Genomic DNA, 12,397 nt, shown 5'->3' on the forward strand with positions numbered 1-12,397 from the left:
ATGGAATTTAATGATAAGATCCCGATTTACTATCAGATTAAAACGGTGATTTACGACAAAATTATTTCTGGCGCGTTAAAACCCGGCGAGAAGTTACCGGCAGTTCGACAATTAGCAGTTGAGTTGACGGTTAACGTAAATACGGTTCAACGGGCACTGAGTGAGATGATCAGCGAAGCAGTCATTTATTCACAACGGGGGAAGGGAAATTTCGTGACAACGGATGTCGAAACGATCAATCAGTTAAAACAAGAACTTGTAACACAACATTTAGCAACTTTATACGACCAATTACATCGACTCAACATTAGCGATGAAGAAATTTTGGCGGATCTTGAACAATTTATGCAAACGAAGGGGGCGGTAAAATGACCACGGCATTGGCAATTAAGCAACTCACATATAAACGGAACCAAAAACCAATTTTGACGAACGTGTCATTGACTGTTGAAGCGGGTAAAATCGTTGGCCTGTTAGGTGAGAACGGAGCCGGGAAGACGACTTTGATGCGGTTGATCTCAGGACTCGCTAAAACGAATCAGGGCGAGATCATTACGAATCAGACAACAACGAACGCAGCAGCTAAGCGGGCAACCGTCAGTTTCAGTGACCAGTTAAACTGGTTCCCTAAACAGTCGAAGTTACAGGAAATCGTGGCCTTTTATCAGCACGCTTATCCGGATTTTGATTATGAAAAATACCAAGAGCTGGCGAACTTCTTGCAATTGGATCCACTCCAAAAGTTATCAGCACTGTCAAAGGGGACGAAAGAAAAATTCGTGATTACGTTGACGTTGGCTCGACAGACGGATATCTACTTATTAGATGAACCGTTTAGCGGAATCGATAGTATGAGCCGTAAAAAGATCATTAATAGTATCATTCAGTGGAAGCCGGAAGCGGCGCTGATGATCATTAGCGACCACTATGTTTCTGAAATTGCACCAATCTTAGACGACATTGTGGTAATCAAAGATCAAACCATTGCGGTACATCGCTCAGCGGATAGTATCCGTGAAGAATTTGGTATTGGCATTGAAGCTTACTATGAAGGACTTTATGAAGGGGGTGCCGTCAATGACTAGTTTTGGGCAGTTAAACCGCGCATTGGTGGGCCGGAAACTTCGGTTGGTGACGCGGGCAATCCTGATTGAGCTGATTGCGCTTGTAGTCACACTATTGGTCGAGTTTTTTACTAAGGCGACCAGCTTAACCGCTACCGATGTTGAATCAACGATTGGTGGATTAGGCGTCATTTTTTGGGTCGTTTTGACGATTTTCCTGACGCGGGATAACGAGTTTGTGTTGATCAGCAGTGCCACTCGGTTGATTCCAGTCAGTGATACCAAACTCTATTCAACTAATTTGTTCACAACGATGCTAGCGTGGGGGTACGCGATGGTGCTACAAGCAGTACTCCATGGAATTGGTATTGCACTGGATTGGCAGAGTTTCATCAATGATTTTGGCCGAATTGATGTGTCGGGTACCATGAAGCTACCACCAGTTTGGGTCATTGTGTTGGTGGTGATCGTGATGATGATTGCGGCGGTTATCCTATTCTTCACTTCCGTTTCGTTGATTCATTTAGTGATCATGGCAATCACGGTTAAGTTACCGGTGACCGGCCAGCGGTTCGTCCGTTTAGGTCTGTACATTGTGGTGATTTGGGCCGTTGTCAGAGTTGCTGGTGTGGCGTTTGGTCTTTACGGAAACTTGGTTGACGGCATCAACCTCAGCAGCGGTTATGTACAGGTGATCGGTAGTTTGATTGGGATGCTCCTGTTTGCAGCGATCGAAGCGGCCGTTAGTGTTTGGTTGATGAAGCGGTGGGTTGAAGCCGTGATTTAGAATGAGATTGGGCTCAGTTGGCATGGTTGTGCTGGCTGGGCTTTTTTGTGTTGCTACGGGTGATGGTGTTGGAAAATGCAGGGATTGGTCAGCCATTAGGCGGTGTTGTGGCTGGTGGTTGCGCACTGGTTGGTCAAAAGAGGTTTAGGCGACGTGGATTGCGATGACGTTGGTTTCGGCACGGTTGGGCGGTTAGGTTGAGGGTGATCGGGGATGTTGGGGGAATTGGTTTAGGTGGTGGGGTTGGGCGACTGTGCCGAAACGCGTGAAACGGGGCAGAAGGTTGCATGGCAGGCGACTTAAGTAAAACTGCCAAAGAACGGCAGTTTCGCTTAAGCCGCCTACCACACCACCTTCTAAGCGCCCCGTTTCACGCTCTAACGTTGCAAATATGCACCGTTTTCTCTCAAATGATTCATTTTATGGTATATATGATTTAACAGCATGTCGGTTTATTATTTAGCGCGAGGGTTTTCGATTTTAATGAGTTTGTTGTTATTTTATAATAAGGGTAAGACTAGTGGCCGTTATTGGTCTAGTTGGGTCATGAGCGTGGCGCAGCTATTTCGATAAGCAGCGAATGTATAAGTCGAATAAAGAATGGATTTTATCTGACCGATACCCTGATGACCGTTGAGCGGGCCATCAGTGCAACCTAACGACAGTTGTAGGCTGCATGTTATCGGACTACCCGAAACATGCACCGATTTTTAATAATAGGTGACGGGGTGAATCAATGAGTCGAAAAATTGAAATGACAGGAAAACGGTTTGGCCGGTTAGTTGTCCTGTCACAGGCCGGGCACAATCCCGGTAACCATGACCTCCTGTGGCGTTGTCAGTGTGATTGTGGGAATCAAACCGTGGTGGACGGGGCGTTATTACGTTCAGGCCAAACCAAGAGCTGTGGCTGTTTACGACGGGAAATTTCAAAGCAAAATTACGTGACCAATACGGGATTTGTCAGTCAAATGGGACGAGCAGAATCCTTAGTCGATGAGCAGGGGATTCCGTATTCGTCAGTTAAAAAGTCGCAACGCAATAAATCTGGTATCGTGGGGGTCTCCTATAACAAGGCCGATGGAAAATGGTTCGCACGGCTGATGTATCAGGGGCACTACGTTTTGTTAAAGAGCTTTGACACGATGGCTGAAGCCGTTCAAGCACGTAAACTGGCTGAGAAACGCTACTGGGGCCGTTGAAACGACCTCACAATAGTGGTGAGAGAGGAGGGGGCGTCCGTGACTGCAGATCAGCGTCATACGCGGAAACTAAGCTATACCGGAATAACCGTTAAACAGATTCGTGAAAAGAAGGGCCTAAAGGCGAAGGATGTCTATACCGGCATCGTATCGCGTTCAAGTTATTTTCGCTTTGAAAACGGTGAACACGATACGACGGTGAGTAATTTGTTCGCGTTTCTGGATCGACTACAGGTGGGCGTGGCGGAATTTTCCGTTGAACTGGCAGCACAGTGGCCCCAGCTACTTCCCTGTGTTGAGCGCGGTCACGGTGCGTTAAGGTCATTAAGCCAGGCGCAGTTAGATCAGTTAGTTGTGCAGCTTAAAGAAACTTATGAAAAGACGCCGACGCTTGGCGATTATCATAACGTCCTTAAGGTTGAGTTGTATCAAGAGTACCAGCGAACGCACCACATTACCGAAACAGCGGAGAATTTAAAGATTCTGTCGACCTACCTGTTTGACATTGAAGAGTGGTATCAGTACGAGCTATTATTATTTCAAGCAATTTGTAAACTGCTTCCGTGTGAAACGATTGATGCACTGTTGCCGCGAGTAACGAAGGCAGCTAAGCGCACGCCGGCATCATTGGCGTCCAAAACGACTGCAGTTGCTGTGATGAACACGGTGATTTTAACAACGTTGGAGAACCATGATTACCGGTATTTTAAAAAGTTCGTTCAAATCGCCGAACAAGTCGAAGTCCCTGAAACAGCGTTGCTGGATGGCATCTACTTTGCGATGTATCAAGACTTCATTGCTTATCGTCAAGGCGAGCGGAATCCAGTGTTGATCAATGAGGCTCGGCAGTTGGTTAAATTGGCGGGCAAGGTTGTTGAACCAGAGGAAGGTCAGCGGATGCAACACTATGAACGGTTGTTGGAAGCGTGGCTGGCATAACGGATTTGATCAGCTGTCAGTAAATTAAAAAATTCCCACTGCATTCGTTTTGAATGTAGTGGGAATTTTTAGGTTTGGTCAGTTCAACCAGTTTTCGGGGGCGTTCAACGCTTGCTGAAAATGCTCAAAGAATTGACTAACGTGGTAGCCGTCCGCCACCGCGTGATGAATGGTAAAGGAAACTGGCATCGTTCGGCGGCCGTCTTTGATCTGAAATTGACCCGCTTCAATGGTTGGTAGGTAGTTGGGTAATCCATTAAAGGTCAGTGGGGTGTAACTGTTAAAATGCAGCCAAGGCATCAAGTTAATCATGTAGGCATCCGCTGGTTGATCAGGCTTCGCAACGGCGCCGTGTTGATCCTGATACTTAGCGGCATCATCGAGATAGGCTTGGTAGAAAGTTTCAAAATCGGGATCGTATGCTGTCCACATCCCAGAAATCGTGTGATCATCTTCGTGGAACAGGGAATAGGATGGCGTCAAATGGTCAAGGTAGCCAAGTTGTTCACCCTGACGGATCACCATGAATTCAGGTTGTTGACTGATCAGTTTAGTAACCAGGTAGAGGTAGGCCGGGAAAAATTTATGGTTGGTTTCTTTCAAAGCCGCATAGGTTGCCGTGACGTCAACGTCCACGGTAACGTTAAAGCCGGTGGGCATCATTTTGGTGAAGTAGTAAAAGTAATCGCGGCGAGGCCACGTGTTTAAGTCAATTGGGGTAAAAGTCATGATCAATGTCTCAATGGTTTATTGTAACCGCGGTCGCCAAAGGGTTGAAGGCGGTCAAACCAATCTTTCTTTAGTTTTTTGAGGGTTTCACGCAGGTTTAAAACAGCGTCGGTTTTTTCTTCCCAGAGGATGTCGAAGGTAAAGGCGTCCTCGCCGTAAGCTTCCCAGTCTGCTTGAAGTGGGGAGTTGGCGTAGAAGTGGTTGTTTAAGTTCACTTTATAGTAGGCCCAACGATTCTTGGTGTTGGGAACCGTATCAATGTAGATTTTATGGTTAACGGTATTCGTAATCTGAATCACACCGTAATAAGTTGGCTGAAGCTTGTAATCTTGAATCAGTTGTTTTCGAGTTGGGGTCGTCATGGAAATCTCCTTTAAAAAATGCGCCAGTAATCGCGACCATCAGGTGTTCGAGCCACAAAGCCGTAGTCCACGAGGTAGCGCTCAAGTAACCCATAGTCGAAGTAGATGGGCTTGAGCACCGAGTTGATCTCAGCGGTCGAATAGTGTCGGTCAAAGTCGAGTTCTTCGCTGATACGATACAGCAGCGTGATCAACTTCTTTTCACCTTTGGGTAGTTGGGTCAAGACCGGGGTAGGCTGACTGAAATCAAAGTATTTTTGAACCAGCGTTGCATAGTCGGTTTCTGAAATCTTGAACCGATCGTCCGGATGCGTGATGCTGGGTGGAATCGGTAACATGCTGGTCGATGAGTCCTCAAAGATGGCTTCATACTGTGCTAAGTAGAGTTTGGCGCGCTTGGCCTTCTCTCGGAAGGTAAACTTTTGGTGGCGCACCGTTGAGGGACTGAGGTCGAGTTGTTCGGCAATCAGTTTATCCTTGTCACCACTGGCGAAGGCCGTTAAGAGGTCGCGTTGGGTGGCCGTTAGCGTGTTGTATTTGGAGGTTGATTGAAGTAACGCGTTGACGGCGCCTTGATGCTGATGGGTCAGGTGTCGTTGCATTGCCGTCACGTCACTGGCGGGACAGGTAAACCGGCAGTGGTTACAGAGGAGCAATTGGGCTTGTTGGTGATAGCCTTGAGTCAGTTCTGCTGGTGTAAGATGAGTGAGGTCGATGGTGATGATGCCTCCTTTTTGTTTATTGATTATGTAAACATTTATACGTGAGTTTACGGTATTTGTCAACAAAAAAACTAAAAAAGTCGTGAATCTGGTTAGGATTCACGACTTTTTTAGTTTATAGTTGCGCTTCAACCACTAACAATGTCTGAGTAGCTCGGGAAGCTGCCACGTAACGGCGATGGTCACCGTAAATGGGCACTTGGTACTCAGGGGCGTTAAAGTGGCTTAGCAACACGTGATCAAATTCGAGGCCCTTCGCAATTTTAAGCGGTAAGCATTGAACGGTGGCCTCAGTCACCGTTCGTGAGGCGTCAGTGACAAGTGTACAGTCGGTAAAGTTTTGGCTTGTCAGATGGTCATAGAGCGCTTGTGCCTCAGTAGTCGTTGGCGTGATGATGGCAACCGAGCCACCCTGAGCTCGATAGCTTGTTAACTGGTCAATCAAATCGGTCGTACTCAGTCCAGGCAACGTTACGGGCGTTGCGCCATCGGGTTGAACTGGTTTGATTAAAGAGGCGTTGTGGGTTTGTCCGAATTGACCAAAATACCGGGTAATAGCGCCAGTCGCCCGATAACTGGTGAGTAGCCGTAGTCGCGTAACGACCCGCTTAGGTGCGTCGAAAAATGATGCTAATTGGGCGTAGTCGTTGCCAGTGGTGCTGAGTACTTGATTATGATCGCCCACCAAGGTGATGTGAGCGTGGTTAAATAACTGGCGGATGAATAGCAGTTGATCGGCCGTATAGTCCTGCGCTTCATCGACGAACAGCGCCTTGACCGCATCTTGATGGTAGTTGGTCATCTGCAAGAGAAGGTACAGTTGTTGGTAGTCGGTCAGTGGTGTTGGAAGGCCAAGGTCGACCTGTAGTTGCTCCCAGTCGAGCCAATCGTTAAAGGCCTCAGGTTGTTGGTCAGTTGCAACTAGTTTTCGCCAAACAAGGCGCAGACGCTGACGGACCGACTGATCAGTGGGCGTTTGCGCATAACCGGGCACGCTTAGGTTAAAATCCACTTGATCCAATGCGTGATCAAGTTCAGTTAAGCGGTGATTTCGCTGACTAGTCGAGGTGATCGTAAGGCCGAAGTAGTGCCCCAACTGAGCAAGAAAGTGGTCGAGGGTCGTGGCCATGGGATTGGTTTCGCCGAGGGCAGGGAGAACGTCCTTGATATATTGGGCAAACACCGGACTCGGCGTTAACAGTAAGAAATCAGCGGCGGTCCACTGTTCGCGATAAATGTAGCGCAGATAAGCGATTCGCTGTAACAGGACGGATGTTTTGCCACTACCGGCAACGCCGTCCACGATGAGCACGTCAGCGGTGGTATTTCGGATAATGTCGTTTTGCTCGGTTTGAATCGTAGTCGTAATGTCTTGAAGGCCACCAGCGTGATCTGCCGCCAAGATGTTGAGGAGAACCGGGTCGTTGAGGGCCCCCTGATTATCAAAGTAGGCGGTCAGGTGGTCGTGATCAACGACTAATTGACGCCGCAAGGAAAGGTCAACGTGAATTTCGCAGCCGTGTGCCAGATAGCTGGTTGCACCCTGCTGGTTCGCGTAATAGGTATCCGCAACGGGTGTCCGCCAATCGTAGATCAGATTATCGCCATCCGAGTCAAGGTAGCCAACTTTACCGATATAAAATGCCTCAGGTGCTTCATCCGGAAATGCCAGATCAACTCGCGCAAAGTAGGCCTGCGGTTGAAGCAACGTGGCTTTATCACGGTTGGAATGGGCAATGTCAACTTTTGCATTTAAGGTATCGATTTGACGGTTGCCGCTTTCGATGTTGGCAAAGGTGTCCAGCGTATCCGTGTAGGAATTGAGATTCAACCGCGTATCGTGGGCCAAGTCGATTTTAGTCTGTTTGGCAGCTTCCTCGAGGTCTTGAATCACCGTTGTGAGTCTGGTGATTTCGGTGCCTAAGTAGTTGTATGTCCGGGTCAAGCGAGTCTGTTCATCCATCGGCGGGTCTCCTTTGTGGGTCGTAATAGCAAAATTGACAGTAGTCCCAGTGTAGCAGGTTGAGGGGAAAGTGGTAGTCTGTTTTTGGATTTTGGGGTATGTTATAATAACTATGGAAGAATGGTTCGGTATTAATGACAGCACCAAAAAGGCGTCTCTAGTAAATAGGGACGCCTTTTTAGTGCTATTGTAGTTAATCCGCAGTCTGCCGCTCGTTAGCCTGCAAATCAGCCATAATTTTGGTGCCTAACAACTCGTCAGCAGTCACAACGTGGTGGCGTGACCAAACGTAGCCAGCCAGTCCAAGCAACGCCCAGAGCCCCAGAATCAGGTACTCATACGGCCAAACGAGGGATACGGCAGTACCGGGAACTAACGTAATAATGGCAATGGCGAGGGCCGCGATACCGCCCAGCGTTGGCCATAATAAGGTTTTATTTCGGAAACCACCGGTGAGTGTGGGGTAGAGACGTCGAGTTTGAATCAGACACAGGGCACTAAACGCCCAAGCTAGGGCAATCAAGAAGCCGCCCATATCCAAGAAGTACACCAACGCCCCCTTACCGAGCCAGCCGATGCCTAAAACGAGGACCAACACCAGCCAGAGGGCGTTCGTTGGCGTTCCGTATTTAGGATGTAACTTGGCTAACGGCTTTGGTAACATGTGGCCTCGGGCTAATGAAAAGAGGAGCCGAGATGATGCGGAAAAGAGGTTCAAGAAGCTGGTGAGTAAGCCCAGTACCGCAATCGTAAACGCCACGGTGCCGAGAATTGGGTAACCAGCCGCCTTGAAGGCATCGATGGTGCCCATGCTGAATTTAGCAGTTTGCTGCCACGGCCAGATCCAAGCGGACGACAGTAGAACGCCGATGTAATAGGTGGCCGCAACAACGATCGAAGCAATCACGATCAGCCCGATTTTTCGAGCGGGCATGCGGGCTTCCTCGGCCATGGTGGCGACTGACTCCCAGCCCGTTAAAAATGTCATGGCAGGGAGCACGAAACGGATGATGGCGGGTGCCGGTTGTTGGTGAGTAGCGAACGCCGGCCAGAAGTTATGACTAGAGCCGCGAGTAAAACCGACCACCATTAAAACGAGTCCTAAAATAACCAGTCCCACCATCATCACGCTTTGAATATTTCCCGTAAGCTTAGCGCCTCGGTAGGTGATGCTGAAAATAATCAGCGTAATGAGGATCCCTAGTCCAAGTTCGAAGTAGGATACCCGAACGCCTGCGAAGGTGTATCCGGGGCCATTACCGATGGCGGGAAATAGTTGGGCAATCAGGATACTAGACGCGGTCACGTAGAAACCCAGCGCACTTAAGTAACCACCCATTAACGTCCAAGCGGCAAAGAGGGCGCCGCGTTTACCAAATGCCACGTAGCCAAACACAACTTCACCACCTGAACGGACAAACAAAGTTGCGAGTTCTGCGAAAGACAGGGATGCCATGATCGCAAGACACATGGCTAACGCTAGCCCAAAAATTTCACCTCCAGCACCGTAGTCCGCAAAGAACTGACTGTTGGTATAGATCCAACGCTACCGATTGTGCCGCCAGCACCAAGTGAAATCAAACTAACGGTACTGACGTTACGCTTTGGTGTATCTGACATAGAGAATTCCTCCTGTTGGTCAGGTTAACAGCACTCTTTGAATACGCTTACATTCACGTGCTGTCTTTAATCGAATTGTTTCTAGAAACTGTATCGTACCTGAATTTGATTAAGGCGTCAACGATGACGACCTCGTTAGGGTGATTAAACGATAAAAATGATACTATACTAAACTAATGTTTTAGTTATGAGAAAGTTTTCCCGTGATTTCCACGGGGATTTCACGATAACTTGTTAAACTGATACCTAATTTAGAGCATAAGGAGTCGTTATTAGTATGCGGACAACCCAGATTACCAAAGGGATCTTTTTAGCGCTGATTGCCAGCACCATGTGGGGCATCTCTGGCACCGTGTTACAGTTTATTTCTCAAGACCAGCAGTTACCGGCAGACTGGTTCTTATCGGCCCGAACACTTGGCGCCGGCGTGATCCTTATCGGGGTGGCGCTGATTAAGGAACGGGGTGCAACCTTTGCACTGTTTCGACAACCGCGCCTGATTGGTTGGCTAGTTGCCTACGCTGTTTTCGGTTTGATGGCGAACTTAATGACGTTCTACCTGTCAGTTCAGACTGGAACCGCGGCAGCGGCAACGATTCTTCAGTATTTAAGCCCGTTATTTATCGTAATTGGAAGTCTTTTATTTAAGCGAGAATGGCCGCTACGTAGTGATTTAATTGCGTTTATCGTGTCGGCGTTAGGCGTCTTTTTGGCAATTACTAAGGGCGATGTGTCACAGCTTGCGATTCCGATGAATGCACTATTGTGGGGCATCGGTTCCGGCCTGACTGCGGCCCTTTACGTTGTGCTACCCCGGGCAATCGTTAAGGCGGGGGTTTCACCAATTGTGATCCTCGGTTGGGGTACGCTGATTGCCGGTGTGCTGTTTAATAGTTACCGCCCGATTTGGCACGATGCCCCTCAGGTGACGTTAAGTTTGGTAGCCTCGATGGGGACGGTGATCATCGTTGGAACGATTTTACCGTTCTGTTTATTGCTGTACAGTGCCCAATTTGCGCCGTCGGATGTGATTAGTATCTTAGACGCCGCGCAACCGGTGGTGACCTTTGTGTTGAGCGTGCTATTCTTAGGTCTACAGTTAAGCTGGGTGGAAGCACTAGGCGCCGTTTTGGTTGTGGTGGCGATTTACTTATTGCAACGGGGTCGTCGAGCGCCAGAACAGCTACCCACCGTGGAACAAGTCGGGCGTTGAGTGTCGATTGAAAATTAAAATTAAATTTGAATGTTGACAAACTCTTAATAAATCCTTTATAATAGGCAACAACAAAAAACGAGGGAGTGCTGATAATGTCAATTCAAAATCACAGTAATGCAACGCAGCGATTTAGCTTCTTCTTTAACAAGCCTGGCGATCGACCAGTAAGTTAGAGAAGTTGCCTTTTGACATGGTAGACTCTTAACTGATTGGAAAGATGGCTAGGCGGAACGCTTCGGCTGTCTTTCCGGTGAATAACGCACCGGTGGACTATTCCCCGGTGCGTTTTTATTTTCAGAAAATAACGTTTGGGTTTTAGGGGAAGGAAGAAATAATTATGGAAAATACGGCAATTAACCGATTGGTCGGACGACTGACCAAAAAAGAAACGCTTGACCGCTACTTGGATAAGGATAGTCGGTTGACGAAGACGATGGACGCAAAGGACTTACTGTTACTCGGGGTTGGGACGGTTATCGGAACCGGGATCTTTATCTTACCCGGGACGGTTGCTGCGTTGTACAGTGGCCCTGGCATCGTAATGTCATTCGTGATGGCAGCACTGGTTTGTGCAACGGCCGCAATGTGTTACGCTGAGTTCTCATCAGCTTTACCAGTTGCTGGGAGTGCTTATTCATACGGCAACATCGTCTTCGGCGAATTCATTGGCTGGGTCATTGGTTGGGCTTTAATTTTGGAATACATGTTATCGGTGGCTGCCGTTTCAACAGGGTGGTCGGCTTATCTGGTATCGTTCTTAAAGGGTATGGGCATTACGGTTCCTAAGGCAATCACGGGGAGTTTTGACCCTGCTCATGGGACTTATATCAACATCTTTGCGATTGTGATTGTTTTAGCGATTGCCTTACTGTTAACGCAAGGGGTTAAGACGTCAACACGGATCAACAATATTATCGTTGTTGCTAAAATTGTTATTATTCTATTGTTCGTTGTTGTCGGGATGTTCTACGTTAAGCCAAGCAACTGGTCACCATTTGCCCCATACGGCTCACACGGGATCATGCGTGGCGCCTCATTAGTGTTCTACGCTTACCTTGGGTTTGATTGTGTGTCAGCTTCAGCCGCTGAAGTGAAAAATCCTCGCAAGAACATGCCAATTGGGATTATCGGCACGTTGATCATTTGTACGTTGCTTTACATGGCTGTTGCCGCAGTATTGACCGGGATGGTTTCCTACACTAAGTTAAACGTGGCTGCCCCAGTTTCATATGCGTTACAGTTAGTTAACCAAAACTGGGTTGCCGGGATTATTTCAATCGGCGCCTTAGCCGGGATGTTCACGATGATGCTTTCCATGATCTACAGCTCATCACGGTTGATCTACTCAATCGGCCGGGACGGTTTGTTACCAAAGGGTCTTGGGAAGGTTGAAGCTAAGCACCAAGTACCAAGTCACAGTTTAGCTGCCGTTACCATTGTGATTGCCATCATGGGTGGGTTAGTTTCCCTTGATCGCTTAACGCAATTGGTTAACATCGGCACGTTGATTGCCTTCACCATGATGTCAATTGGGGTCTTACCACTTCGGAAACGCAAAGACATTGAAAACAAAGGCTTCAAAGTCCCACTGTACCCAGTACTGCCAATCATCTCTGCCGGTCTGTGCATCTGGATGTTGATCCAATTACCGGCTGAAACCTGGATTGTTTCCTTGATCTGGTTCGCACTTGGCGTGATTCTGTACGCAAGTTACGGCGTCTGGCACAGTCAGCTTCGGAATCGTTAATGATAAAAGCGCAACTGTCTGATTGACGGTTACGCTTTTTTGTTGTC

At 48.1% G+C, this 12,397-nt stretch carries 13 protein-coding genes; 7 read left to right on the forward strand and 6 right to left on the reverse strand.

The features are described 5' to 3' along the window. From JCM2765_RS02215 to JCM2765_RS02235, 5 genes are all read left to right on the forward strand, one after another. A complete protein-coding gene (locus tag JCM2765_RS02215) occupies positions 1-372 on the forward strand; it encodes a GntR family transcriptional regulator (protein WP_054733231.1) in 372 nt (123 codons plus the stop codon). Further along, a complete protein-coding gene (locus tag JCM2765_RS02220) occupies positions 369-1,085 on the forward strand; it encodes an ATP-binding cassette domain-containing protein (RefSeq protein WP_054733232.1) in 717 nt (238 codons plus the stop codon). Before JCM2765_RS02215 ends, JCM2765_RS02220 begins: the two co-directional genes overlap by 4 nt. After that, the gene (locus JCM2765_RS02225) at positions 1,078-1,851 is read left to right on the forward strand and encodes a hypothetical protein (RefSeq protein WP_054733233.1); all 774 of its coding nucleotides are present in this window, start codon (positions 1,078-1,080) and stop codon (positions 1,849-1,851) included. The genes JCM2765_RS02220 and JCM2765_RS02225 overlap by 8 nt, the downstream gene beginning before the upstream one ends. Before the next feature lie 736 nt (positions 1,852-2,587). After that, on the forward strand, positions 2,588-3,052 hold the full coding sequence (locus tag JCM2765_RS02230) for an AP2 domain-containing protein (protein ID WP_054733234.1): 465 nt from the start codon (positions 2,588-2,590) through the stop codon (positions 3,050-3,052). 39 nt (positions 3,053-3,091) lie between these two features. Further along, on the forward strand, positions 3,092-3,991 hold the full coding sequence (locus JCM2765_RS02235; RefSeq protein ID WP_054733236.1) for an Rgg/GadR/MutR family transcriptional regulator: 900 nt from the start codon (positions 3,092-3,094) through the stop codon (positions 3,989-3,991). Positions 3,992-4,069: 78 nt separating this feature from the next. Here the strand turns inward: JCM2765_RS02235 and JCM2765_RS02240 are convergent, their stop codons facing one another. The 6 genes from JCM2765_RS02240 to JCM2765_RS17765 all read right to left on the reverse strand — a co-directional run bounded on the left by JCM2765_RS02240 (position 4,070) and on the right by JCM2765_RS17765 (position 9,387). After that, positions 4,070-4,720, reverse strand: a complete 651-nt coding sequence (locus JCM2765_RS02240) for a chloramphenicol acetyltransferase (RefSeq protein WP_054733246.1) — start codon at positions 4,718-4,720, stop codon at positions 4,070-4,072. A gap of 2 nt (positions 4,721-4,722) precedes the next feature. Then, positions 4,723-5,082 (reverse strand): GIY-YIG nuclease family protein, encoded by a 360-nt coding sequence (locus JCM2765_RS02245; RefSeq protein ID WP_054733249.1) that lies wholly within the window; start codon positions 5,080-5,082, stop codon positions 4,723-4,725. An 11-nt stretch (positions 5,083-5,093) separates the two neighbouring features. Then, a complete protein-coding gene (locus JCM2765_RS02250; protein ID WP_225351921.1) occupies positions 5,094-5,867 on the reverse strand; it encodes a DUF2087 domain-containing protein in 774 nt (257 codons plus the stop codon). A 52-nt stretch (positions 5,868-5,919) separates the two neighbouring features. After that, the gene (locus JCM2765_RS02255) at positions 5,920-7,767 is read right to left on the reverse strand and encodes an AAA family ATPase (protein ID WP_054733255.1); all 1,848 of its coding nucleotides are present in this window, start codon (positions 7,765-7,767) and stop codon (positions 5,920-5,922) included. A 193-nt stretch (positions 7,768-7,960) separates the two neighbouring features. Beyond that, positions 7,961-9,223, reverse strand: a complete 1,263-nt coding sequence (locus JCM2765_RS02260; RefSeq protein WP_263849289.1) for an APC family permease — start codon at positions 9,221-9,223, stop codon at positions 7,961-7,963. A 23-nt stretch (positions 9,224-9,246) separates the two neighbouring features. Next, on the reverse strand, positions 9,247-9,387 hold the full coding sequence (locus JCM2765_RS17765) for a hypothetical protein (protein WP_225351922.1): 141 nt from the start codon (positions 9,385-9,387) through the stop codon (positions 9,247-9,249). A 277-nt stretch (positions 9,388-9,664) separates the two neighbouring features. Here JCM2765_RS17765 and JCM2765_RS02265 point away from each other — a divergent pair, with 277 nt between their 5' ends. Next, on the forward strand, positions 9,665-10,600 hold the full coding sequence (locus JCM2765_RS02265; RefSeq protein ID WP_054733256.1) for a DMT family transporter: 936 nt from the start codon (positions 9,665-9,667) through the stop codon (positions 10,598-10,600). 340 nt (positions 10,601-10,940) lie between these two features. After that, positions 10,941-12,350, forward strand: a complete 1,410-nt coding sequence (locus tag JCM2765_RS02270) for an APC family permease (protein ID WP_054733257.1) — start codon at positions 10,941-10,943, stop codon at positions 12,348-12,350. The last annotated feature ends 47 nt before the right edge of the window (positions 12,351-12,397 follow it).

This window comes from Secundilactobacillus similis DSM 23365 = JCM 2765, from assembly GCF_001311075.1.
Lineage (GTDB): Bacteria > Bacillota > Bacilli > Lactobacillales > Lactobacillaceae > Secundilactobacillus > Secundilactobacillus similis.

Coding starts and splice junctions, on each gene's coding strand:
- JCM2765_RS02230 (WP_054733234.1), top strand. CDS start 2,588: ATGAGTCGAAAAATTGAAATGACAGGAAAACGGTTTGGCCGGTTAGTT.
- JCM2765_RS02215 (WP_054733231.1), top strand. CDS start 1: ATGGAATTTAATGATAAGATCCCGATTTACTATCAGATTAAAACGGTG.
- JCM2765_RS02265 (WP_054733256.1), top strand. CDS start 9,665: ATGCGGACAACCCAGATTACCAAAGGGATCTTTTTAGCGCTGATTGCC.
- JCM2765_RS17765 (WP_225351922.1), bottom strand. CDS start 9,387: ATGTCAGATACACCAAAGCGTAACGTCAGTACCGTTAGTTTGATTTCA.
- JCM2765_RS02245 (WP_054733249.1), bottom strand. CDS start 5,082: ATGACGACCCCAACTCGAAAACAACTGATTCAAGATTACAAGCTTCAG.
- JCM2765_RS02260 (WP_263849289.1), bottom strand. CDS start 9,223: ATGGCATCCCTGTCTTTCGCAGAACTCGCAACTTTGTTTGTCCGTTCA.
- JCM2765_RS02220 (WP_054733232.1), top strand. CDS start 369: ATGACCACGGCATTGGCAATTAAGCAACTCACATATAAACGGAACCAA.
- JCM2765_RS02255 (WP_054733255.1), bottom strand. CDS start 7,767: ATGGATGAACAGACTCGCTTGACCCGGACATACAACTACTTAGGCACC.
- JCM2765_RS02225 (WP_054733233.1), top strand. CDS start 1,078: ATGACTAGTTTTGGGCAGTTAAACCGCGCATTGGTGGGCCGGAAACTT.
- JCM2765_RS02270 (WP_054733257.1), top strand. CDS start 10,941: ATGGAAAATACGGCAATTAACCGATTGGTCGGACGACTGACCAAAAAA.
- JCM2765_RS02240 (WP_054733246.1), bottom strand. CDS start 4,720: ATGACTTTTACCCCAATTGACTTAAACACGTGGCCTCGCCGCGATTAC.